Origin of the sequence: Bradyrhizobium sp. BLXBL-03, from assembly GCF_051853015.1 — a bacterium.
GTDB lineage: Bacteria > Pseudomonadota > Alphaproteobacteria > Rhizobiales > Xanthobacteraceae > Bradyrhizobium > Bradyrhizobium manausense.
Window position 1 is genome coordinate 7,125,242 of sequence record NZ_CP182470.1, and the last position, 22,884, is coordinate 7,148,125.

At 57.7% G+C, this 22,884-nt stretch carries 16 protein-coding genes and 2 pseudogenes; 3 read left to right on the plus strand and 15 right to left on the minus strand.

Going from position 1 to position 22,884, the window contains the following annotated elements:
* Nucleotides 1-479: 479 nt before the first annotated feature.
* Nucleotides 480-1,322: a GSU2403 family nucleotidyltransferase fold protein gene (locus tag ACNJX9_RS33890; protein WP_439406380.1), complete on the plus strand. Its 843-nt coding sequence runs from the start codon at nt 480-482 to the stop codon at nt 1,320-1,322.
* Here ACNJX9_RS33890 and ACNJX9_RS33895 read toward each other — a convergent pair.
* The 4 genes from ACNJX9_RS33895 to ACNJX9_RS33910 form a co-directional block, all read right to left on the minus strand.
* Nucleotides 1,288-1,533 carry a hypothetical protein gene (locus tag ACNJX9_RS33895; RefSeq protein ID WP_439406381.1) on the minus strand — a complete coding sequence of 82 codons (246 nt, stop codon included), beginning with the start codon at nt 1,531-1,533 and terminating at the stop codon, nt 1,288-1,290. The genes ACNJX9_RS33890 and ACNJX9_RS33895 overlap by 35 nt on opposite strands.
* A complete protein-coding gene (locus ACNJX9_RS33900; RefSeq protein WP_439406382.1) occupies nt 1,530-1,829 on the minus strand; it encodes a hypothetical protein in 300 nt (99 codons plus the stop codon). The genes ACNJX9_RS33895 and ACNJX9_RS33900 overlap by 4 nt, the downstream gene beginning before the upstream one ends.
* Before the next feature lie 280 nt (nt 1,830-2,109).
* Entirely contained in the window at nt 2,110-2,349 is a 240-nt protein-coding gene (locus tag ACNJX9_RS33905; protein WP_439406383.1) for a type II toxin-antitoxin system HicB family antitoxin, read from the minus strand.
* 548 nt (nt 2,350-2,897) lie between these two features.
* Nucleotides 2,898-3,698, minus strand: coding sequence for a lytic polysaccharide monooxygenase (locus tag ACNJX9_RS33910; protein WP_439406384.1), 801 nt, complete (start codon nt 3,696-3,698; stop codon nt 2,898-2,900).
* A 798-nt stretch (nt 3,699-4,496) separates the two neighbouring features.
* On the opposite strand from ACNJX9_RS33910, the gene ACNJX9_RS33915 reads away from it, so the two are divergent.
* The gene (locus ACNJX9_RS33915) at nt 4,497-5,537 is read left to right on the plus strand and encodes a cytochrome-c peroxidase (protein ID WP_439410174.1); all 1,041 of its coding nucleotides are present in this window, start codon (nt 4,497-4,499) and stop codon (nt 5,535-5,537) included.
* A gap of 242 nt (nt 5,538-5,779) precedes the next feature.
* Here the strand turns inward: ACNJX9_RS33915 and ACNJX9_RS33920 are convergent, their stop codons facing one another.
* The 5 genes from ACNJX9_RS33920 to panB form a co-directional block, all read right to left on the minus strand.
* Nucleotides 5,780-5,983: a hypothetical protein gene (locus ACNJX9_RS33920; RefSeq protein WP_439406385.1), complete on the minus strand. Its 204-nt coding sequence runs from the start codon at nt 5,981-5,983 to the stop codon at nt 5,780-5,782.
* A 407-nt stretch (nt 5,984-6,390) separates the two neighbouring features.
* Nucleotides 6,391-6,594, minus strand: coding sequence for a hypothetical protein (locus ACNJX9_RS33925; RefSeq protein WP_439406386.1), 204 nt, complete (start codon nt 6,592-6,594; stop codon nt 6,391-6,393).
* A 462-nt stretch (nt 6,595-7,056) separates the two neighbouring features.
* Complete coding sequence (locus tag ACNJX9_RS33930) at nt 7,057-7,992, minus strand: S1/P1 nuclease (protein WP_439406387.1); 936 nt, start codon at nt 7,990-7,992, stop codon at nt 7,057-7,059.
* Between the two features lie 1,731 nt (nt 7,993-9,723).
* Complete coding sequence (gene panC / locus ACNJX9_RS33935) at nt 9,724-10,590, minus strand: pantoate--beta-alanine ligase (protein WP_439406388.1); 867 nt, start codon at nt 10,588-10,590, stop codon at nt 9,724-9,726.
* 14 nt (nt 10,591-10,604) lie between these two features.
* Nucleotides 10,605-11,477 carry a 3-methyl-2-oxobutanoate hydroxymethyltransferase gene (gene panB, locus ACNJX9_RS33940; protein ID WP_439406389.1) on the minus strand — a complete coding sequence of 291 codons (873 nt, stop codon included), beginning with the start codon at nt 11,475-11,477 and terminating at the stop codon, nt 10,605-10,607.
* Nucleotides 11,478-12,815: 1,338 nt separating this feature from the next.
* Here panB and ACNJX9_RS33945 point away from each other — a divergent pair.
* On the plus strand, nt 12,816-13,535 hold the full coding sequence (locus tag ACNJX9_RS33945; protein WP_439406390.1) for a GNAT family N-acetyltransferase: 720 nt from the start codon (nt 12,816-12,818) through the stop codon (nt 13,533-13,535).
* Between the two features lie 1,281 nt (nt 13,536-14,816).
* Here the strand turns inward: ACNJX9_RS33945 and ACNJX9_RS33950 are convergent.
* From ACNJX9_RS33950 to ACNJX9_RS33975, 6 genes and pseudogenes are all read right to left on the minus strand, one after another.
* Nucleotides 14,817-16,505, minus strand: coding sequence for a hypothetical protein (locus tag ACNJX9_RS33950; RefSeq protein WP_439406391.1), 1,689 nt, complete (start codon nt 16,503-16,505; stop codon nt 14,817-14,819).
* A 181-nt stretch (nt 16,506-16,686) separates the two neighbouring features.
* A pseudogene (locus ACNJX9_RS33955) lies at nt 16,687-17,175 on the minus strand (IS5/IS1182 family transposase); the annotation flags it as partial.
* 286 nt (nt 17,176-17,461) lie between these two features.
* Nucleotides 17,462-18,505 (minus strand): IS110 family transposase, encoded by a 1,044-nt coding sequence (locus ACNJX9_RS33960; RefSeq protein ID WP_128944741.1) that lies wholly within the window; start codon nt 18,503-18,505, stop codon nt 17,462-17,464.
* Nucleotides 18,506-18,528: 23 nt separating this feature from the next.
* Nucleotides 18,529-19,434 (minus strand): annotated as a pseudogene (locus tag ACNJX9_RS33965) (IS5 family transposase); the annotation flags it as partial.
* 570 nt (nt 19,435-20,004) lie between these two features.
* Entirely contained in the window at nt 20,005-20,310 is a 306-nt protein-coding gene (locus ACNJX9_RS33970; RefSeq protein ID WP_439406392.1) for a hypothetical protein, read from the minus strand.
* A gap of 68 nt (nt 20,311-20,378) precedes the next feature.
* Nucleotides 20,379-22,451 carry a methyl-accepting chemotaxis protein gene (locus tag ACNJX9_RS33975; protein ID WP_439406393.1) on the minus strand — a complete coding sequence of 691 codons (2,073 nt, stop codon included), beginning with the start codon at nt 22,449-22,451 and terminating at the stop codon, nt 20,379-20,381.
* Nucleotides 22,452-22,884 lie beyond the last annotated feature (433 nt).

Genomic DNA, 22,884 nt, shown 5'->3' on the forward strand with positions numbered 1-22,884 from the left:
TGGAGACGGTTCCAGTTCCAGCGGAACAATTTCATCGCAAGCCGTTGAATTTGTTATTGTTACCATTCTGCCAAAGTGGCAACAAGCCTTGTTACCATTTCGGCAGAATGGATACAAAACATTGTTACCACTTCGCCAAAATGGTAACAAAGACCTATGAAGCAGTTTTCAAACATCGACCAGGTGATGTTCTCCGACCTGGTTCAGAAAGCGACTGACGCGGACTTCGACGAGAATTTCCCGGAGAACGGGACCTTTCTCAAACAGAAGCGGGCCAATCGCGACTACTATTACTACAAGGCCTATCAGCCGTCCGGCGGCGAGGGACCAACGAAGACGGCCCTCAAATACGTGGGACCAGCCGACGATCCGGAGATTGCCAAGCGCGCCGAAGCATTTCAGCGCACCAAAATCGGCTATCGCGCTCGTCGCGAGCTCGCGGCCAAGTTGAGGCGGGCTGGCTATCCCGCCCTCCTCACATGGAAGGTCTCGTCGTCAATGAACTCGCGCGCGCGGGACTTTTTCGACTTCGCGCCACGCTCGTCGGTTCGATGGCCTATCAAACGTATAGTGGCGTCCTCGGCGTCAGGCTCCCCGACGAACTCGTCACGACCGAGGACATGGACATCGCAAAATTCTACGGCATCTCGATCTCCATCGATGAAAGCATGCCGGACATCGAAGACATCTTGAAAAAGGTGGATCCGACGTTTGCGCCCTCGTTCTCTCCCGACGAAACCAAGCTATTCAGCGGTTTCGCCAACGCCACCGGCTTCAAGGTCGAGTTCCTTACGCCAAACCGCGGCGACGAGGACTACTCCTCCAGGCTGACGCCGATGCCGTCGTTGGGGCCGTCCGTAGGGGCGCAGGTGTTGCGATTCCTGGACTACCTGATCCATGAGCCGATCCGCTCCGTGGTCTTGCACGACGCCGGCGTGCCGGTTCTTGTGCCGGCGCCGGAGCGCTACGCCATCCACAAGTTGATCGTCGCCACCAAACGAAACGTGTTCTTTGCGGACAAGGCCAAGAAGGATATCAACCAGGCGGGCGCACTCATTCAGGCATTCGATGCCGTCAAGCGCAACAGCGACCTGGGTTTCGCGTGGATGGAGGCTTGGGAACGCGGAGCGAGATGGCGACGTCGCCTCGGCGTTGGCGCTCTGCGTCTTTCTGACGACACATTCGCCATGCTCTCCAAGGGAGTAGCGGAAGCGGCCAAACTCGACGGGGAGCCGGCAGACGAGTACGGACTCACGGGCGGCAAGGATGGTCTTCTCGCGCGCGTCTCTATAGCGAGACCGACCGCCGCGCCGACGCAGTGACAGCGGCTTCGTCGACATGTCGACGCCCGCCTGCTGCGGCTCCCGTCCCCATCTGCCGCTGCTGCTGCCGCTGATCTTCGGCATCGGCGGCATGGCGTATCACGGCACCGGCATGATCCCCGCCGACCATGCCGGTGCCGATCATGGTGCCGGTCATGATGTCGATCGCGCTGCCGATCGCGACCACGCCGATCGCGGTGATCGCGATCATCCGCCCTCGTCGCTCAGTGGGCGGTTCCGCTGAAGCAATTTCGTCGCAGGGTCGCGCGAAAACCCGATCTCCGCGAGGAAACGGGAGAACCTGCTGTAGGCTACCTCGCACCCTTCCTTCTCCTTGAACTCCGCCCAAAGACGGTTGGTGCTGCGCGCCGGATCCGCCTCGGTCATCGCAGCGATGCGTTCGGCGTAGGGATCGAGTTTGCCGGCGGGCTCGATCCGACCGGTCTTGGCGAAGTGTTCGACCCATTTGGCGACGGTCTTGTGGTGGATCCCGAGGCGCTTTCCCACCTAGTGCGCCGCGAGCCCGCTTCGCACCGCTTCGACGGCTTGCCTCTTCAGGTCTGCGGAAACGCGCGCGCCGACGCGCGCGGGATGCTCGATCTCATCGGGCCGCGGTGGCTGTAGCCGCGAGCGCCGCTTCGACCTCTCTGCGCGGGAAGACGGAAATCCGACCGTCGCGCAGCGTGGGCACTGGCCTGTTTTAACCTTTTAACCCCCAGTGGCCTAAATTGAATTTCGCACTGCCCTAGAAAAAGCCCGCCAACCGGCGAGCTTTTTCTATGGCTAATCAGCCGAATTTGAGCATCTGAACTGGTTCTTCCGAAGTTGGCTGCGGAATCGGGCGTCCCATTTCATGGGCGGCCTCAATCCAACATGCGATAGCGTCCTGAGCGTTTGCCATCGCCTCTTCGGGCGTCTGGCCGTCGGACATGCATCCGGGAAGATCGGGAACCAGAGCGATAAAACCGCCCCCATCGGCAACACGAAGCGGTCGGATTGTCACAGCGTATTCAGTCGAGATACTCACTTGATCCCCCTGACCACTTCGAGGAACTTCACTAATCTGCGTATATATACAGGCTTATGGGCCTTTTAGAGGGAAGGGTTTGAATGTGATCAATACGCGGGTGTGACACCTTATAGTGTGATCCACGCCCCGTTCCGTTGGCGGCTTGCAGGACACGTTATGTTCCGCGCAAACCGTTTCCACATCCTTAATGGTCCAGTCCCCCTGAGGTTCCGGGTCATTCGCTCTAAGAGGTCGTTGGCCATTGGGAAGGTAGCATTTCCGGCGGGAATCGAGATTCAAAAACTCCTTGAGCTATACTATCTGGCCAACGGCCTACTTTGGAATACGCGGTGGCCTATTGGGCCAGTACCCGCAGCCCAGAGATCGTGAATAAGGCTTTCAGACGACGCACCGAGTCTTGAGAGCCCTACTTTGAATTGAGGCGCACGTTACATGACTTCATCGCCCACAGAAAGGTGACCCGCAGTCGGCGCACCTGTTTGTGGTGGATCAGCGCTTGGTCAGCCAAGTGCCCGCTTCATTTCGGCGGGCGACACTCCGCCCCGTCAATCGGAGCCATTGGCGCTCGACGACTTGCGTTCCTCGAACGTCGCATCGACGATCTGATAGAACGACATTGGGCTACTGGCGATTTCCCACACAGCCAAAATAACCTGATAGCCCGTGCGCTTTGGCAGGTCGCACATGTGCTCGGTGGGCTCCTGGGGAATAAGGTTGGCATTCGGATCCCAAAAGGGCTGGCCGGGATTCTGAACCGTGCAGAATGGCTTCACTTCGAACTGCGCGCGCGTGAGCGGCGAGGACGGATTCCAACCCATCCGTGTGATGAAGTAGTTCCAACGCCTCGTCAGGTGAACCGCCCCATATTCCCACTTGAACTTCTGCTTCGCGCCGGGGCGCAGAACAATCTTCTCCCAGCGCGTCGGCGTCTGCTCATTGAGCAAGGGCACATCACCGCGTACGCTGCTGCCGGCGATGTGGCCGTCCTCTGGTGGCGCTGCGTTCTGCACATCGGTCGGCGCGGTCAAGTCTAACAGCCCTCCCTTGATTGCCGGGAAGAACTTACCGCTCTCCATCGAGCTTGCCCTTTGCAGATCAATTGGACAATCCTTATTCCTGTGTTCGGCACACAACACGACGCGTGAGGCTGGCTCGGTGAGGCGACCTTGCGCCAACGCGCTCGCAACGACGAACAGCGATGCCGCGCCGCCGAAGAGCGCACTGGACCAGGGTCGAAATTCATGCCTCGTCGTTCTCCTCGCAATTGTCGGATTGTCGGTCGAAGAAGGGCCGTGAGACCGAACCAGGTGACTGCCATCAGGCACCTCGGCCCCGTAGGCGGCCACCGAACAGCCCGCTGCCAGGCAGCGCTCGCTTACACCTCGCTCTCTCCAATACCGAGGGCCATTCCAATGACGGCGCGTATGCAGGCCAACTGAGCTGTAAGGTGGTGGCGGGTTGACTATTTCAAGTCGTTTCGCTTTAGACATGAGAAACCTTTTCATCCGCTCTCCTTGGCACCCCGTTACGCTTTCTTCTTGCGGGCAAGGCGTGCCATGGGATGTAGCAAGTCACCTAAGATGTCGTGGTGCAGGAGCTCATGACGCGCGCCACCAATCCATCCAGGCCGACGGTTAGCTTAAGTTTATTCGCGCGCCGCGAAGCCATTATCGGGCTCCGCGACGCCTCATCTCGGCGTGACAGGCAAAGCCCCTGCCTTCCAGACGGGACAGAGTCCCAAGCGATTGGGAGCGCGCCTTGGCAGCGCGACGGATCTGCAAAACTTCAAGCAGCGGGATCCATTTCATACTGTAGCGTCTGTGACATTGATTGGGATCCAATTGCGCAACCTTCATCTGACCTCGCGAGACAGGTGCCTGTGATGTCGCGGTGTGATGCAATTGACGTGCCGTTAGAGATACGGTTCTGCCTTCTCGAAGAGCGGCAAAACTACATCCTTCGTGTGAGGCCGACGTACTTGTGTCGAGCTACTGCCAATGTGTCACGAAGCGGACATCTAGCAGAAAAACTTGCAGCGCGAGAATTGGCTCAGTTTCTGCATGGTTGCAGGCATCATGTAGTGAGTGCCGCCCTGAAGAAGTGTTGTTCGGTAGCGGCGTCGAAAGAGCCGGAAGTCTCACATGATGCGCAAGGTGTCTATTGCTACCATTCTCGTGCTCGTCTCATCATCCCATGATATCGCGAACGATGATTTGATGGTGGCAGCCAAACAGATTTTCAAACCGATCCCATCTGCTATTCCCGCGGTAAAAGACAATCCTGTCACGACCGAGAAAGCCGAGCTCGGCAAGATGCTGTTTTTCGACCCTCGGCTCTCGGCGAGTGGAGTCAATAGCTGCAATACGTGCCTTAATCTCGGCACCGGCGGGGTCGACGCCGGTCCCACATCCGTTGGTCACGGCTGGCAAGAGGGGGCGCGTCGGGCACCAACCGCCTACAATGCGGTGTTCAATGTCGCGCAGTTCTGGGACGGACGCGCGACGGATCAAAAAACACAAGCCAAGGGTCCCGTTCAGGCGAGCCCCGAAATAAATGCGACTCCGGATCACGTGACGAGCACGTTGAATTCGATGGAAGATTATGTCGGTAAATTCAAGCAAGCCTTCCCGCGTGATATACCGCCGGCCACCTTCGACAATTTCGCGAAGGCGCTCGAGGCTTTTGAAGCTACTCTCACGACGCCGGCGGCTCCGTTCGACCAGTACCTGAATGGCGATGCCAACGCTCTGAACGACCAACAAAAGGCGGGATTGCGGCTGTTCATGAACAAAGGGTGCGCCTCCTGCCATAGCGGAATCAATATTGGGGGACAGGATTTTTTCCCGTTTGGTGTAATCAAAAAGCCTGATATCAAATTGCTTCCTGCGGCCGACAAGGGACGGTTCGCGGTCACCAAGGCCTCCAGCGACCAATACGTGTTCCGTGTCGCCCCCTTGCGCAATGTTGCCTTGCGGGCTCCCTACTTCCATTCGGGTCAAGTTTGGACTCTCAAGGAAGCCGTAGGAATTATGAGCGAAGTCCAGCTCGGCGCCAGGCTCAGCGAGACGGAGAACAACGATATTGTTGCGTTTCTACATTCACTGAGCGGGCCCCTACCCAACATCGAGTATCTGATCTTGCCAACGCGCACAAAGGAGACGCCGCCACCTTCTCTAAGCAGATAGTGTCGTTCTTCTACAAACGGGATCGTCCGGCGTCGGCCCGATCTTGCCTACGGTTTACTTGCGGCGCGGCTGCTGCGCTTGGCGGCGGTCGCGATCCGAGCGCATTGAGGCCCATGAAGTTACCCCTAAACATCGCGACCCGCTCTATGGCGGCCGACAGAGGCGCTGAATCAGGGTGAAGAACAGGCAGCATCCCGCGATCGGCCTGAGAGCTGTAACGGAGGTCAGATGTCGACAGTCATTCAAATCTGCTCGCCCGAAAGCAGAAGCTCATTGAGCAACTTGATTTGACCCAAGACGTTGAGCAGCGCCAGGAGATTGAGCGTCAGCTTGAGCAGGTAAACACTGCGCTTGACCTTCTTGATCGACCTAAGCAGGCTCGCAAGTGAGAACGCGAGACCAAAGCCCTGCGCGATCTGAATGTAGAGCTGCTGGTTTTCCAACAATGAATTGCTCTGGATCCTGTTGCCGGGCCTCAACGTCGCGCCCTCGCTGAAACGTCAGCCAATGTCTGCGCAAAATGGCGGTTCCAAAATTAACCTGCAGCAGCGACATCAAGCTTAATGCAAGGGTTTGATTGCTGTGGCGCAGCGCGGCGTCTAGGCTCAGCGCACCGGACATTGCCCCGTCCGGGTCCACCCAAGGCGAAGACGTCGCGCCAATATACTCGGCGCGGCGCTTCGTTTGGTCGAAAGGAGTTATCGTGCGCGTAAGCTGCTGTCCGCCGTTTCTGCGACTGTCTCTGGACCACTTTGCTCGCGCTAGTCGTTGCTGATTTGACCCTTCTGGGCGTGGAGGCCGTGGACCGACGACGACACCAAGTAGCTCGGCTCCACTGAACGACCAACCTTCCTCACTCTGGCGCGATCGTCGCAAGCCCAGCTTCGATGATTGCGATTTCTTGGCTGACTTGCGCGACGGCTCGACTTGGATCGATGCCGGTGACACTCGTTAGTTGCCTCAGCAGCTCCCGCCGATGTGCAAGAAGCCTCTCCAGCGCGGCACGATCGTTTAGCCTAACATAGCCGTTGACGATCAACTCAACCGAATACGACATATATCACCCAAACAAACAACGCTCCCAAAAGATCAATCTAGCAGATCACGATAGCGCGCGGAGCATTGCGCGGCGAAAAACCTTGATTGATAACACTAACGAGCAAAGCTTCTTGTCGCCATGCGCCAACCACGCCCATTCTGGTAGCGGGCGCGAAGGTGCCGATGTTTCGGGTAACCGGGGCCTTCGCGGCAAGGGGCCCCGCCTAGAAGCGGCGGCCCCACCCAACGCGAGCGACCAATGCCAGAGCGGCTGCCAAATGGCAGGAAACCCTTCACTGTATCATTGGCGGCTTTCGTTCCGAAAACGCTGGCACACATCTAAATGGAACAATGATCCGTCCTGGCATGCTCGTTCTTACTCGAAATGATCCGGCAAGGAGCCGTGAAACACGAATAGCATTTAGCAACGTTCACGCCGGACCATCGTACGCAACAACTTATGACGAGCCCAGACAGACGCTCACTTGAATGCATCGTTCAGGATCGCCGCAATCCTGGCGCCGGCGAGCGCAATCCGCTGGTTGGCGATCCTGTGGGCCCTCGATTGATAAGCCCCCGTGAGCTTGTACGGGCCGTCGCCGCCGCGGATCGGCGGCGCGTACACTGACGTCTTGGCGATCTCGAAGCTCTCCTGAATCCAGTCATTCTCGTCCGTCGATCCGGCATCCACGGTACGAAGATCGGCCGCGGCGTCGATGGCATCTTGTGGTGGCGCGCTGGTCGATCCCAACAACCCATCCCAAAAGGCATGGAGCTCTCTGGAGCTTCCACATTTGGTGCAACTGATCTTCACGTCGTTCCCGCCGGCATCGCCATCCTGCTCGGCGTGCGTGAAGCGGGAGGTCGCATGCAGCGGTTGGTGCAGGTCACCTATAAGATGCAGCAGCCAGGAAAGATCGTATGAGCGTATGTCATCCGATACCGTCTTATCCGTAAGCGTCTTCTTGAAGACAGCGACTTGAGTCTGCGCGTTGGGCGATTGCGGCTGCTGCAATGGGGTACCATCTGTCGAGAACGGTTCGTCAATGAAGTGCCAGTACTTGTGGCGGAAGTGGTCGGCATAGCCGATATTTTGGGACGCTTCGGGTGTCTGCGGCGCAACATCGCCGTTTCTGTCACCATCGTTGTGATAGTCGCTGAGCGATTTGATCTGGTCCGACCAGGTCGCCGCCTTGACGAAGGCGACTTGGTCGCGCTGGCTCGCCGGCACGCCCTGGATCCAGCCATCGTATTGAGGATTGAGCTTTAAAAGGCGTGTGGCTTCCTGCTTGGCGGCGGGCCTTAGCTGATTCCAGGCCAGCGCAGCTGCCTCCATATGTCCGAAGTTATTCCAGGCCTTGGCGGGCGCCGCAAAGAGCACTGCACAGCCCAGCGCGATCCAGACGCGTGTTTTCATGGAAAATCCTCACTGATGAAGAATTGAAAGAACTAGCTTACGTTGCGAATACTACTTTATACACGTCATTGAAGGCTTCAAAAAGAAGGACCGCTCATGCCACGCAGACCGCAAAAGCGAGCTCAAATCAAGGGGGGATCGTATTGCCGGCGAGGTCTTGCCTTAACTACCGCCCGGTCGCCGTCCACCATCGCGCAAGCTCCCAATCACTTCAATCAGCACTCACCACCGCCGTGAGGCGCGCTCTGAACGAAACCTTAAGAGCTTAAGCCGACGGAGGTCTTTCAGACCTAGAAGGCTCGCCGGAATGCGCCGCGCTGTTGATCCACGACATTGTGGCGACCCCAACCTGAAGCCAGCATGACGCGGCAGTCAGCAAGGCAGCGAGCCCAACAGGAACGAGATCTTGCGTATCGCGCCCAGGGAAGGCACGCGTGTTGCGGTAAAGGAAGGCGACGTTGGCTAAGTGACAGCATCGGTAACAATGGTAGCCGCAATATTCTCTCCGCGTTACTACATCTCGCAGGTAGCCAGGACCTAACGGCCGAGAACAAATCGTGCAGGTTCGCTCGCCGTGCGGCGTCCGGTGATTCACCAGGATGAATTTCATAGCATAGGCCCGTTATGTGCTCCGTCCGGCCTTAAGATTTTGCCCGCGATTCGAGTTTCCAAAGGGCACCGATCTCGGGCGACCGCAGATCACATGCGAAAGCGCCGGGCCCATTGCGACGAATATTTCTGGACTCGCAGTCACAACTGACTATGGCCCGGTTGGTCACTCGAGAGACAGATCCAAAATGAAACGCAATGCAATCTTCTTCAAGATCTGTATGATACCCGGCGGTATTAGGCGGCTCGCAGCCAGCGAAGCCATTTTTGATCGGCCTCCCGCCGTGCCTTGAACCGGTCGATGCATTTCTTGGAACAAAGAGCCGTTCGCCAGTAATAGTAGCGGATCAGACCGAATCTTCCACCACAGATCGCACAGCACTTTGCTGAACCATGCTCCGAACTATGGAAGCTGTTTCGCATTCTCGCCTCCTGTTGGCGTCACCTGACTTTTCCTTTGGCGCAGCACTACGCATGCGACGTACGACTTCGGCCGGCGTCCAGCTCGTCCGGCTTGTTCAGACACCGCGCAAATCACTTGATGTGCACCGATTTGACGAAGCAACGCTCCATTGGAGGGCTTCGCCAAGGCTGCTCACAATAAGCCTAGTTCAATCTTGATTAGTGCAATCAATAGCCGTCCAAAGCCTAAATCCTGCGCTCTGCCGCCAATTTCTGACGAATTCTAACTGGATTGATCCGATGACGCGCATTTGGCAGCGCTGCGGACCGTTAGCACGATCCGCACTGCCAAAAGGCAAGCGGTTCCCGTCTCGACCTGCTCGATCAGCATGGCCACTGCGGACAGCTGAGGTGTGACCTTTGCGTTTGCGAGCTGACGTGCTGCGTTACTTTAAGAAGGCGGACGGCATGTCGCATGATATTTTAGTATCTGCGTTTCGATATCGCACTCCCTTCAGAAAAGGTGGGTTGCGCGGGCAGCCGGCAACGCACAGCCACCACACGACGAGACCGGTCGTACCGGGCAGAGGCAGGATGGCGGTCGCTCGATCGGCCGTTGTTTCTATGCGCTTGTGACGTCGCGGTCGTGCTCAGCAGTAAGCGTCGCGCCTAGAGGGTCATGCCTTTTTACTACGCACCGTCGCCCGCTCGATGTAGTCGCTAGAGCTTGATCGCGTATTCCGCGTTCGTTTCCGGCCTAAGAATTAGGTTATCGATCAGCCGCGTCGAGCCGACGTAGGCCGCAGCACACAGGGCTGCAGGATGACGCAAGGGACTTAGGGCCGGCTCAAGCGTGTCGGAATCGACGATCTCGATGTACTGCAGACGGTCGACTTCATCCAAATGCTGCCTAGCGATTGCGATAAGCTTCTCGCATTGGCGCTCGCCTGCACGAAATTCGGCCTCCGCAGCGAATAGACCGCGACTGATCGCAAGAGCTCGCTGGCGCTCTTCTTTATTGAGGTATCGATTGCGGCTGCTCATGGCGAGTCTGTCCGGCTCCCGAACGGTTGGCACGGTGACGATCTCGATCGGGAGATTGAGATCAACTACCATCCGACGCACGACGGCACATTGCTGGAAATCCTTCTGTCCAAAAAATGCGATATCCGGCTGCACCATGTTGAACAGCTTGCAGACGACGGTTGCGACACCGCGAAAGTGTCCGGGCCTGAATGCCCCGCACAATGATTTTGCGAGTTCGCCAGGTTCGAGGAAGGTCTCAAACTGAGCCGGATAGACCTCGCGCGCATCTGGAGCGAAGACGATCGCGACACCGGCCTCGCGGCACAGCTTCTCATCGCGTAAAAAGTCGCGCGGATAAGCGCTGAGGTCCTCGGTTGGCCCGAACTGAGTGGGATTGACGAAGATACTTACGACGGTGAGGTCGCATCGCGCACGACTCGCCTCGATCAACGCCATGTGGCCGTCGTGCAGGTAGCCCATTGTCGGTACAAAGCCGACACGTTTGTCACGAGCTTTTGCAAGAGTGCTACGAAGCTCAGATACCGTCGTAATTGTTTGCATGTTTAAGCTTTACATCAGGTTGGATTGGAAGGCACCCAGTTTGCGATCGCATCGCTCAACCCTTCCGGAAGTCGATAGGATTCTTGTGGCGTCGGGAATGCACCGTTCCGGACATCTGCGGCCCAGCGTGACAGTGCCTCCTGCAATAGCGGAAAACCCTCGACATAGGTGCGAACGAATTTTGGCCGATGACTTTCAGTTAAGCCAAGCACATCGTGGAATACAAGCACCTGGCCGGAACAGTTGGGGCCCGCTCCGATTCCAATCGTCGGTATTGTCAGTGACTTGGTCGCTCGGGCGGCGAGCTCGGCCGGGATACCCTCCAGGACGAGAGCGAAGCATCCGGCCTCCTGCAGACAGTGGGCGTCGTCGAGCAGGCGCAAGGCATTGTCGGCGTTCCGGCCCTGCACCTTGAAACCACCCATAACATTAACGCTCTGCGGCGTCAGGCCGAGATGGCCCATCACGGGAATCTCACAATCAACCAAAGCACGTACGATTTCAACGCGCTTGGCCCCGCCCTCGAGCTTCACGGCGTCGGCCCCTCGCTGCAGAAAGCCTCCCGCGTTGCGGATCGTCTCCTCGGGACTGAGGTGGAAGCTTAGAAAGGGCATGTCGGCTACAAGCAAGGCATGAGGCTTTGTGCGCGCCACGGCTTCGAGGTGATGGTTCATCATCGCCATGCTGACGGGCAACGTATTATCGAATCCGAGGCAGACATTGCCAACGCTATCGCCCACAAGGATGATGTCGACGATGGGGTCGGCGATGCGTGCCGTCACCGCATCGTAAGCGGTGGTCATTACGACACGCCGCCCCTCCCCCTTCCACCGCTGCAGCACTGGAATGGTAACGCGCGCGAAAGGCGGGTCCGAAATATGGCTCATCTAAAGTCCGATCGGTCGACTGACCCACACCTAGGGTCGTCGCTTCCTAAGAAAGGCGAGAGAAATTTGTCAACGGTGAAGAGAAAAAAGAAAGCTGTCTCTCCAAAGTTAGCGGCGCGCGCACAGAAACATCCAATGATCGCGCAATCATCGAACAAGACCTTCCAGGTCGTCAGCGACATACGGACCAATCGCGCGGCGGGTGCGCGCCGGTCTGCCGGCTGGACGACCTTTCTCATCCTGCCATTACCGGGAAGATCCCGGCAACGCGGTGACCGTCGACCCCAGGGTATCGGGCTCACGCCTCGCACATCAACAGCCAGCTGAGAGCGCTGGCAATCAAGATCAAACGGTTGCCGAAAGCAGAGCAAACCAAGCCTGCCGAACGCATCCAACCCAGCGCGGCGGCGCCCGCTGGCAAAAGCTCCCAGCACTCGCCCGCTTGAGGCGCCAACCTAATCGCGATCACGGGGTCAAGAGCGCATTTTCTTTGCGATCCTGTGCTCTGCGAAATGTCGGACGCGGAGCCAGTCCGCACGAAATATCCTCTTCATGCTGCGTCGATGGCCCATATCATTCTTGCAATACAAGCAAGACGAGGTTACGCAGCCGTTCCTCATCAGTGACGGAATTTCAGAAGACGCGCACGACCGTTGCCTGATCTTCCTTTACGACTAGATCATAGTCGTCGGAGTGGCGGGTGCCCTGTGGGAAATCTTCCGGATCGGCGAAATCGCACGCCGATTGGGCAGGTGCGGATATCGTCGAGGCCGCGCAGGGAGGCGATCGAGGAGAACTCTCCACCAACATTCCTGCCGAATGAGATTGTAATTCGCCGGTCACGACGAGGGTGCCGATGGCCGCCTGTTCAACATGGCGGAATCTTAGGCCGGTAACTTTGCGCCCCCGTCAACTACCAACGCTAGTGATTGACCGAGATGAAAGTTAGGGGGACAATCGGTTCACGAATGTTGGGCTGACCCAACCTCTTTGCAAAGAATCTCGCAGCAACCAAAGTCCCCTCTCGAAAAGCGGACGATGCGCTGACGTGCCCGCTGCAGAAATAGAGCGTCCTCGGGCTCGATCCTGCGGAGTAAGAGCTCGCGCCCTTCTCGACCGATGGAAGATCCCCGAGAAGCCCAGAAAAGCACGGCATCTACAGCAACGCTCGGTCATTCCGCTGCCCTTCAGCGCAGCTGAGTTCTCCTTTCGATGGGATTAGCCCGTAACAGGCAATGAAGATGGCAGCAACCGAGAGAGGCTTTGAGAGATCGGTGATCCTGATCGACAACTTCGACTCCTTTACATTCAACATTGCCCAGATGGTCGGAGAGGTGAATGGTAGGGAAGCCATTGTCTTGTGTAACACAGTGCCAGAGCGAAATTCGTCTTGGGCGTGTGCTTAAGACATCAATCCATCGCCCATTTTCATGGGGCATCCGTTGCCTTGAAGAGATTCTCCTCAAGGCAGGCCAGCCGATCCGTGCGATTGTCGAGGCTATCACCGGCAACCCGGATCATAGCGTCGAGATCCATGGAGCGGGCGACGATGTTGCCGACCAGGCGGTACCCGATTCGGTACATCGTCTCCGCTTGGCGACATTCGAGGACCGGAACACGATCGCACAATGTGTCGATACGCTTCTCACGGAGCTCCGAGGACCGGGGCCGCAATTCAATCCGCAAGCAGCGGTCAGCGTCGCTGGGCAAATCGCGAAGGATTCACGGCTTGGCTTCGCCTTGGTCATGGAGGATGTGCTGACCGCCGAAGTGATTGGCATTGCGGTCGTCTCGCAGGTCACCGCGGTAAGGGCGTCGGGCCACTATGGCATCCTGCAGGAGCTCTGGGTCGATTCGCGCTATCGCTCGGCTCAAAATGGGAGACGGCTTCTCTCTGCGGTGGACCGCGAGGCGCGGGCGCGGGGCTGGCCCATGATCGAGGTGTCTCTTCCAATGGCCGACCGTCCCGACGCTGAGAGGCTGGTCGCATTCTATGAAAGGATGGGCTTCACATCGGCTGGAGAGCGGCGACGAAGGAGGCTTCCGCGACCTGGCTAACGTTACACATGACACCGGCCTCATCCAACCCTGGGGCTCTTATCGCAAATGCGGCCGGAACGAATAAGCCCTCAAGGGAGGTGGAGGATAGGCTCAACGAGATCCGGACCGGATTGGAGAGCGCAGCCGGTAACCAGTTTATCTTGCCCACTGAAAACGTCCCAGACATGGTGGTGTCAGTCCTGGGAACTCTTCATGATCCGGACTACGTTGATGCACTCCGGCTCGGGCCGCATCCACAAGAGCCGGAAATTACCGAGCTTGCCAGAAGATATGCCGCGCCTGGTGTGCCGCAGAACACATCCGTCGACACAGGAACCTATCTGCGCGCGATTTTTGTCCGCCGCTACTGGCTTCGCAGCCGCGACCACAATCGCGTCAAAGCAACGCCCGGCAAGTTACGCAAAAGCGTTCCGTCCTCACCACTGAGCAGCGCCCCACCTGGCGCCTGCAATAGGGCGAGCCTTCGGCACGGCAGCGGCGGCGCAATTAAGGAATATAGAAGACTGCAAATAGTACGATCGCGGCAAGAGCGCAGAACACCAATGCCTTGCTAACCAGTGCGCGTCTCTCGATTTGCTCGGCCGCATATCCGAAACTTCGCGCGAGATTGAGTAAGCTGTCTCGTTCGAGCTCTCCCGTCGAGTGCTCAGCCTGTAGCAAGTAACTCTGCTCCAGCCGCCGAAACACTTTCGCATCTCGCATTCTGCGCCCATGCACAGCCATACGCATTGTCCCCATCACAAATGCCGCTCACGTCGCCACGAAGTAATGTCGCCGTTATGAGATGTGCGAAATCTATCAGCGGAGTGCGCGATGGGGGTGACTGTTAGCCCACCAAATCAGAGAGTTGAGACTACAGCATCTTGCCAGCAAACTCCGACGAATCTGCCGTAGCCGTACACGCGGAGGAGAGCCAGAGGTTGGATGATGCGAAAAGAGAAGGAGGCGAAAAGGGAGCGATGACGGGCGAAGGCACCAATTTTTCGTGGTGAATATGACCAATGACGAGCTCAAGAGCCATGTTTGTGGAAACGCAGCCGTAATGAGGTCAAGCTCGACATCAATGACCTTGAGCCTGGCAGGGGTACACCGCGAAAGTCCTGTCCGGCAGTAATCGGGATTATTGGCGCTGGTCAAGGCGAGATAGAGAGTACCAGCTGAACTGTTACGATCGCGACACCTACGCAGCTATAACCATTCGCGGCTGCGGAATTGGAGTCTTTATCGATACGAGCCATGGAAACGGTAGCATGAACGTCAACGATGGCTGTGCCCTATTCAGCTTCGGCGGAGGAAAATCGCACGCTCTCTTCCTGGACTCCCGATAGTGGCCGTGTAGTTCACGCCTTGAATGGTGAGATTTGTCTGCGGCTCAGCCACGCTCGGCAGCACGTTATGCAAGCGCATCCCGTGAATGAAATCCTCCGTCGCCCACTGGTCGCCGTGCTGCCAGCCCTGGGGAAGGTACAAATTTAGATTCGGCACCGCAAGCGGCGCGTGAACCGGGAGATATGCCGGATCGGAGGTCGATGTCCCGATGTCCCACAGCGGAGAAGGATTTGCTTGATTAACACTGTCCGCCGGCGAATGGGTGGGTGAAGCCAATATTTCCAAGAGTTCCGCTGTGTCTAAACTTTCAGTTGGTAGCTGATTTGCTTTATCCGCTATCCGCCAAATCTCCTCGGGAGAGACAGCCTGGACTGGTAAGGGTAACGCTGGGCTTGGCTGATCAACGCTGTCCGCCCGCGAATGCGTGGGTGAAGCAAGAATCTCCAAAAGCTCTGCTGTGTCCAAACTTTCGGCTGGCAGCAGGCCAGTTTGATCCGAGGTAGTCCGAAGTTCCGCAGAAACGCAAATTGACCGTGAGGGGATGGGTTGATCATCCAGCCGCCGCAGAAGCTCCTCTGAGTTGACACTTGGCACCGGTGACTGCACGGTCAGAGCCTCCGCGTGTTGATAGCTGTCCGCGGCGGAGCCTTGCGCGTTGCGGTAATCGCGGATGATGTTCAGCCCGGTGATTAGATTCTTGTTTTTTGAGGATAGGCGTTTCGCCCGCCTGATCAGAGACTCGTGATCTAACTTAGCAATTCCTTGGCCCTCATCTTTGAGCACTCCAGCAAACCTGTAAAGTTTGTCGGTATAGTGTTTGACGGTATGCTCGGGTCGCCCGCTGGCAAGAATCGCAGTATCGATGAGATTCTTGTCCTCCGTTGATGGAATATATTCATCCTCTCGACGAGGGACACGAGCAGCTAAAATATCGGGCTCACGGTACTCGCGAAGCACCTCCAACACGGAGGGCATTTTCACGTCATCCCCGAAGTACTCTTTCACGTAAGCGACCAGCGAATTGTGATCGCACGCAGCAATTGCTCGCCCCCGAGACTCGAGACTTTTCGCCAATCTGCGAAGAAGCTTCTCATTGTTCTCGGCGGTAATAGGCGTCCATCTTCGACGTCCAGCAGCTGCGCGGATGGCTGCCTCGATCAGGCTAGCATCTTCTACAGAAGGAATATAACGTCGACAGCCGTCTGAAGCCCTGGGCTCACGGTACTTGCGAAGCGCATTCAATGCGGTAACCATTGATCCATCAGCCGGAAAGAACGCATTAGCGTGCCAGACCAACGATTCGTGATCCAGCGCGTCAATCGTCTGGCTGCGAGACCCAAGATGATTTCCAAGTACGCGAAGAGCCCAAGTATAAGTGCCGACCGTGTTTGATTGTAAGTTCCTCGCAAAGTGCTCGGCGGAGGCGTCGATGAGGGTTCGGTCTTTTTCTGTTAGATGAGGATAGCGGGGGTCTTGAGTTGCGCCCACGGCCAGAGCGGCATTGGCCTGGCGCCCCTCGGCCAAGCGCTGCTCAAAGTCATCTTGCCCGGCCTGTCGCGCTTGCTCATGCTGCAACACGGCGTGATGAGCCTCCAGCCGGCCTGACACATCGAATGGATCAACGTTGTTTGTTTCCACGCTAGCCTTACCTTCACGAGATCGTCGAAAAGGATCGCAACTACCAGGGCTAACTTTCGAGAAGCTGACTGAAATAGAGCCCGAGCGCGGGACAAGCATGGCCGACGGAGGGATCCCTATTCTCTAAGTCAGTGCTTCTGTCTGCTCATGTGTGCGTTGATCTCTCCTAAACAGTCGTCCGTTAAGAAACCGATTTGAGCGGTGAGCAGTCGCTGGCGGGCGCGATGAGGGTGGTGAGGATCAGGCACCAAAGAGCTCTCAGCCAGGCGAGGACACGGCGGAAGTTGTGACCGACGGCGGAGAGGATGACGTTAGCCGCATCGCCGGGGCGGCCTTTGAGATAGCATCGGCCGAGGTGACCATCGGTCTTCAGGTGTCCGATGATGGGCTCGATGGCGGAGCGGCGGCGCAGCTCGCGCTTGATGACACCGAAGACGCCGCGCTTCTGGCCGGAGATGAAGACGCGACGAGGATTTTGCGCGTCGTGGCCGCGGTATCCCTTGTCGACATAGGCCCGCTCGATCGCACAGCCGGTGAGTGTCTCGGTGCGGTCGATGACGTCTCGCAAGGTGTGACCATCGTACGGGTTATCGGGTAGCGCCCTGGCGTGCAGCACGAACAGGCCGCCGGGAGCACGGCGGTTGTTGGTGACGATGGAGGCTTTGACACCGATCTATGGACCACGCCCGCGTTGCAAGAGGAATCGACAAAGGGATGAAGCGGTTTGCGCCAATCTATCCGGCTTCAATTTGGGGCTGTTGCCCCGAGCCATCATGGATATCCGCTCACTTCTGTCCTCAATAACTCGCCGGCCTCAAGAAGGGCCATGGAGTCGAACCAGGCTTCAGAAGTGTCGGTGGAACCGTTTCTCCATTCGTCCTTTCCGTCTCGCAAACCTCGGCGGGTTATTGTGCCTTCTGATCCCGACCTTGGATTTCCCTTTCCGGCCCTGTTTCTTATGCGGTGCGGCCCAGGAGGTTGGCGTCGTAGTCACGGCCTTTTGCGAGCATGCTCCAGGCCATGCGCGCAAGTTTTGCGGCCAGGGCAACAACCAAGACATTGGAGTGGAGCCGCTTCGACGCTGCCTCTAACCAGGCTGCGAAGCCATGCCGAGGCCAACTCTGACGCTGCAGAAGTACCGCTCTGGCACCTTGAATAAACAGCGTTCGCAGGTACCGATTACCGCGCCTCGATATGCGCCCGAGAATGGTTCGATCGCCGGTCGAGATTTGCTTTGGTACCAGACCAAGCCATGCTGCAAAGTCTCGGCCTTTATGGAAGGCATCACCGGTTCCGATGGCGGCGACCATCGCGCTTGAGATGATCGGCCCGACGCCGGGCGCACTCATTAGGCGGCGACAGTGTGGATCTTGATCAGCGAGTTCGTCGATTTCTTTCGTCATTGACGCGACCCGTCGGTCGAGATAGCGCCAGTCCTCGGCTAAGTCCTGAATGAGCTGGATCACGCGAGGCGATAAGTTGTCGTTTGGCGCTGAGAGAATCTGAGGAAGTGCCAGTCGGAGTGCTGCCGCTCCCTGCCGCACTGGTAGCCCTCGCTCAAGCAAAAAGCCCCGGATTTGATTGATGACCGCCGTTCTCTGCGTCACCAATCGACTGCGAACTCTGTGTAGTGCCTGTAAATCAAGTTGTTCGGCTGACTTCACTGGAACGAACCGCATTGTCGGCCGCTGAGCGGCCTCGGCGATCGCTTCAGCATCCCGAAAGTCATTCTTGTGACCCTTGAGGTATGGTTTGACGTACTGCGCCGGCAAGAGCCGTACTTGATGGCCTAATTTCTCGAGCCTGCGCCCCAGATGATGTGCGCCTGCACACGCCTCCATTCCGATCAGACAACGCGGAATATTGCCCAGCGACTGGTCAAGCTGATTTCTCGACCGCTTCTTGCGTAGCGTAATTGCGCCTGTGGCATCGAGACCGACGACGTGGAATGTGTTCTTCCCGAGATCGATGCCGATTGTGACAAGGTTCGTATTCGACATGGCTTGCGCTCCTGCTGCTGCCCCCCGCCGGGCTGCACGTTGCCGCTGAGAGCGGGCGTGGTCCATGCCATTAACTCGTAGGGCGCGGCGGCCTTGCCCTTGCCGATGCACTCAACCTCCGGAGCATGGAAGGAATAAAGCTTCCAGCCGCGCTGGCGCTGCTGCTGCGATCGGATCTGCGAGGCCCGGCCGAGCGGGAGGGCGAAGGCGTTCTCGAGTACGGCCTGACCTTCGATCTTGCGGCGGATATCGCGGATGATCCGGCCCAGCCGGCTGCGCAGGATGCGCAACTGCCGCTGATGCCGCTTGAATTGCTTGGCGTGGGCGTAGCGTCCCGCCATCATCGCCGCGGTCTTGGCAATGCGAAGATAGGACTGCCGTAGCTTGACCCCGTGCTTCCTTGCCAGGCGGTTGAGCCCCTTGATTGCCGCGTGCAGCAGCTTGGCATCGGTCGGGAAGGTGATGGCCTTCGGCTGCACGGTGGTATCGACCGTGACCCGCTTGAGGTCCTGGCTGCGCAACGCGCCGGCCTCGTGCGCCACCCGCAGGCTCTCGGCCAGCAACAGCTCCAGCTTGTCGCCAAGCCGCTTGCGCCAGTGGCTCAGGTCCGAGCGCTCATGCGGGAACGCGTGCTGAAAGAACTCTTCACCGGTGAAGTACTGGAAATACGGGTCGTGGACCCAGCGCTCGCACACCCCCTCATCGGACAGGCCGTATATGTGCTTGAGCAGCAGCAGCCCGATCATGAAGCGGGTCGCGATGCCCGGCCGACCGTTCTCGCTGTAGAGCGGCGCGATCTCGCCGTCGATCCAGTCCCAGTCGACCTTGCCGGCGAGCTGAACCAGCTCGTGCTTCATGTTGATGATCTGGTCCAGCCTGGCTCGGAACAGATCGCCCGATCCCGTCGCTTTGGGCTTCTTCGGTCGCATCGCCACCTCCGATGCGAGGACGGAATCATGACTGGCGATTCGATGGAATCCTCAAAACAAAATTGCAGGGTTCCGATGCCCGAAGCATCAAAACCCTGCAATCCCAAAACAGGCCACAACGAATATTGCGATCCCAGCTCAATCGCTTAGCCGCTCTTCACGGACGACTAAACATCCGCTGGCCATGCAATCGGCTGATCTGACGCGGATTTCCGTCCGTCGAAAGGGCAACCCTCGCGCCGGCGCTAACCTAACGGGCGCGGTGCCTGTGTCCCGCTCGCCGGAACGGCCGCTGGGCCACACATAAAGGAGAGAGGAGATGAGCAAGGAACGTTGCGACACCTCACCAAACTCTTCGCGACAGACCAAGAGAAGATAACATGCGTTGTCGAAAGGTGCATCCAGAGCAGGCCGATTCGGCCGCTCCACAATGCTGCCTTCCCCGCGCCGTCATCGCCGCAGGTGGTTAGCGAACTCGCTTAAACCCCACGCTATTCTCAAATCCCGGCCCTGACGCAAGCTCCAGGCCGACGAGCAAAGTGCGAGGATTGGATGTACGCTCCGACGGTCTTACGCGCTTTGCCGCTCGTCTGAATTGAATCGGGTGGGTCCGTATTCCGCAACAATCCACTTGCTCGTCGTGACGTTGCGGCCCATTTCGTTCTCTGTTGCCAAGCGGGCTGCTTCGAGCCTGGCCTCGGCAACGGCCAAATTATCAAATGTGCCGATCAGCGTTGTGTTTGGAAGCCGATACCGAACGTTGTTTGAGCTAAGGATCCACAGTTTCCAGCCCTGCGCCGCTGCTTGCTTCAAAAAGGTTGGGTGTGGATCAGGCTTGGTCTCCTTCAAATCATACGACGCAAGATAGGCAGGCATTCTCAGACCCTCAATCAGAGCAAATAATTACACCACATCATCTAATTTTCCTTAGGAAATTCAGATGGTCACGACCTGACTCCGGCGAGAAAGCCATCGACCTCGAGTTTGAGACGGTGGCTGCTTTGGGCCAGCGCATTCGCAGATGCCAGCATGTGGGAGGATGAGGCCCCTGTACTCGAGGCGCTCCCTGCAACCTGCCGGATGTTGGTTGCTACCTGCGACGACATTTCTGCCGCATGTTGAATATTCTCCGCAATGTGCCGAGTTGCTGTACCCTGCTCTTCTATGGCAGCAGCAATCGTGGACGCGATTTGCGAGATCCTACTGATGTTGCTGCCGATCTCCGCGATCGCAGTAACCGACTCCTCGGTGGCCGCCTGAATATCTGCGATTTGTCCTGCGATGTCCGAGGTCGCCTTGGTAGTCTGCCTTGCCAGCGACTTTACCTCGTGCGCCACAACGGCAAAGCCGCTGCCGGCCTTGCCCGCACGCGCAGCCTCGATCGTTGCGTTAAGAGCCAAAAGGTTTGTTTGCCTGGCAATTGCGGCGATCAACTCGACCACGCCACCAACCTTTAGCGCCGTGGCGGATAGGTGTTTTATCCTTCGGTCGGTTTCTTCGGCTTGACGCTCCGCTCCCCTGGCGATTTCAGCAGATTGCTCGACCTGGCGTCCAACTTCCATTGCAGACGCCATCAACTCGGCGGTACGTGCAGCGACAACCCGAACACCGCTTGAGCTTTCCTCCGAGGCTAAAGCTACCTTGTCAGAGACTTCCTGTGTATCGTGCGCCGTATCCGCCAGGCTGCGAGCGGAAGCCTCCAGCTCGGTCGAGGCGGATGAGAGTGTGTCGAGGACGCCGCTTACCGCATCTTCAAATGTCCTGGCAAGCTTCTCAAGCTCCGCCTTCCGCCGCATCCCCGCCAAGCGGTCCTGTTCCAGATTCGCTGCAAACTCGGCCTGAGCCTTCTCACTCAATTTGAGCTTGAACGATTCCATGGCCTGCGCCATTTCGCCGATCTCGTCAGAACGGCTAAGTCCGGGTAGAGTCACCTCGAACTGGCCGGCCGCCAGTTGGCGCATCGCTTTGGTCATGCGTGTGATCAGCCCGGCCATTGTCTGCCCGACAACGATGGCAACGAACCCGATGACGAGCGTGGCAAGCCCAATTCCCCAAGCCAGCATATGGCGGATTCGCGACGCGCGCTCTTCCGCAGCGGCAGCGCTGGCATCAGCCGCCGCAATCGCTTTCAACAGCAGGGGACGATTTCGACCGTAGATCTGCCCGAGATCATCGACCTGCTCGTCCAATGCTTGTTGCGCGACCAGGAACGCCACGAAGCTCGATCGGTAGGACTCGATAAGCTTGTTCAGTTCTGATTTGGCGGCTGGCGCCAACTCCAAAGCAGCAAGGGCGGTCTCGAACTCGGCGGCGCGCTTATCCAGCTCAGCCCCGTACTTCTCATCACGCCGCAGCATGAAATCCTTTTCGTGTCGTCGCATCATCAGCATCAACACAGTTAGCTGCGGCTGATTGATCTGCGTAAGGTAGGATTCAACGTGATGCACGGCATTTCGCAGCTTGCCCTGCAAGCCATCATTCTCAGTGAACCCGAGCACGCGCTGCGCCGAAACGATGTTGTTGAAACGTGTTGCATAAAGGCCGATTCCGGCACGCAGGAAAGACACATCTTTCAGAGGATCGCTCTCCAACAAGGAAGCAACATACGCCTCGATCTGGTCTAGGCTGGCCAGCTCCTTCCTGATGCCGCCTGAGTGGCGCGCGATCAACGCTTCATCGTGGCTGCGCAAAAACTCCAGTGCAAGCTGCTGTGACTCAAGAAACGCTTCTGAAATCGCCGACAAGTGAGCACGAAGGTGAATGCTCTGGTCTGCCTCCCGCTGAACCTCTGCAACATAATTGAGCCCAAGAATGCAAGTCGTCCCTGTGACGAGCACGCCCCCTATTCCAAGCATGGCAATCTTGGTTCGCAGGCTTGGCCGAAGCCGACCAAAAATTGGCAACATGAGCCGCAGCGCAACGACTGGAGCAAGCATCAGATTGCCAATCAATCCGTTGTCATTTCGGCATTTCTGATCAGCACGATCGAAACGATGGCTCGGCGAGATGCTGACCATTCGTAGCCTCTAATTTGGGTTTGTTACACGAGATTGACGGAGAGACTGGGCTCGATGGGCATGCCGTGACAAGCGCGGGCAGGCGGTTGTTTTGCGTTCTTTGTCCTTCGGCTTGCTCTGCGCGGTCTATCGGCCTACTCGCCGATCATCGACAGTCGAAAGACTGGTTACGATATCGGCATATCATGCCCCTGGCGCTGCAGACTCGCGGCGCAGGCGGCAGCCCGCGCCTAAATTACGCGATCTTAGGCGCTATTGCGCCGGATTCACGCGTCGAGATCGGTAACACTCATCGCGGCGGGAAGGCTTCGTTTTTTCCAATTCCTTTTTGATCTCAGCTTTTGCCTGTTAGCAGCGGACTTTTCGAGGAATTCGGCCAAACGAACGGGCTCATTCATTCGGCATTGGGACTGGTCCGTTGGCTAGCCTCAGC

Excerpts from the sequence above, each read along its gene's own strand:
- panB (WP_439406389.1), bottom strand. The coding sequence starts at position 11,477 with ATGAGCCATATTTCGGACCCGCCTTTCGCGCGCGTTACCATTCCAGTG.
- ACNJX9_RS33945 (WP_439406390.1), top strand. The coding sequence starts at position 12,816 with ATGGTAGGGAAGCCATTGTCTTGTGTAACACAGTGCCAGAGCGAAATT.
- ACNJX9_RS33930 (WP_439406387.1), bottom strand. The coding sequence starts at position 7,992 with ATGAAAACACGCGTCTGGATCGCGCTGGGCTGTGCAGTGCTCTTTGCG.
- ACNJX9_RS33890 (WP_439406380.1), top strand. The coding sequence starts at position 480 with ATGGAAGGTCTCGTCGTCAATGAACTCGCGCGCGCGGGACTTTTTCGA.
- panC (WP_439406388.1), bottom strand. The coding sequence starts at position 10,590 with ATGCAAACAATTACGACGGTATCTGAGCTTCGTAGCACTCTTGCAAAA.
- ACNJX9_RS33970 (WP_439406392.1), bottom strand. The coding sequence starts at position 20,310 with ATGCCTGCCTATCTTGCGTCGTATGATTTGAAGGAGACCAAGCCTGAT.
- ACNJX9_RS33925 (WP_439406386.1), bottom strand. The coding sequence starts at position 6,594 with ATGTCGTATTCGGTTGAGTTGATCGTCAACGGCTATGTTAGGCTAAAC.
- ACNJX9_RS33895 (WP_439406381.1), bottom strand. The coding sequence starts at position 1,533 with ATGATCGCGATCACCGCGATCGGCGTGGTCGCGATCGGCAGCGCGATC.
- ACNJX9_RS33960 (WP_128944741.1), bottom strand. The coding sequence starts at position 18,505 with ATGTCGAATACGAACCTTGTCACAATCGGCATCGATCTCGGGAAGAAC.
- ACNJX9_RS33975 (WP_439406393.1), bottom strand. The coding sequence starts at position 22,451 with ATGGTCAGCATCTCGCCGAGCCATCGTTTCGATCGTGCTGATCAGAAA.
- ACNJX9_RS33915 (WP_439410174.1), top strand. The coding sequence starts at position 4,497 with ATGCGCAAGGTGTCTATTGCTACCATTCTCGTGCTCGTCTCATCATCC.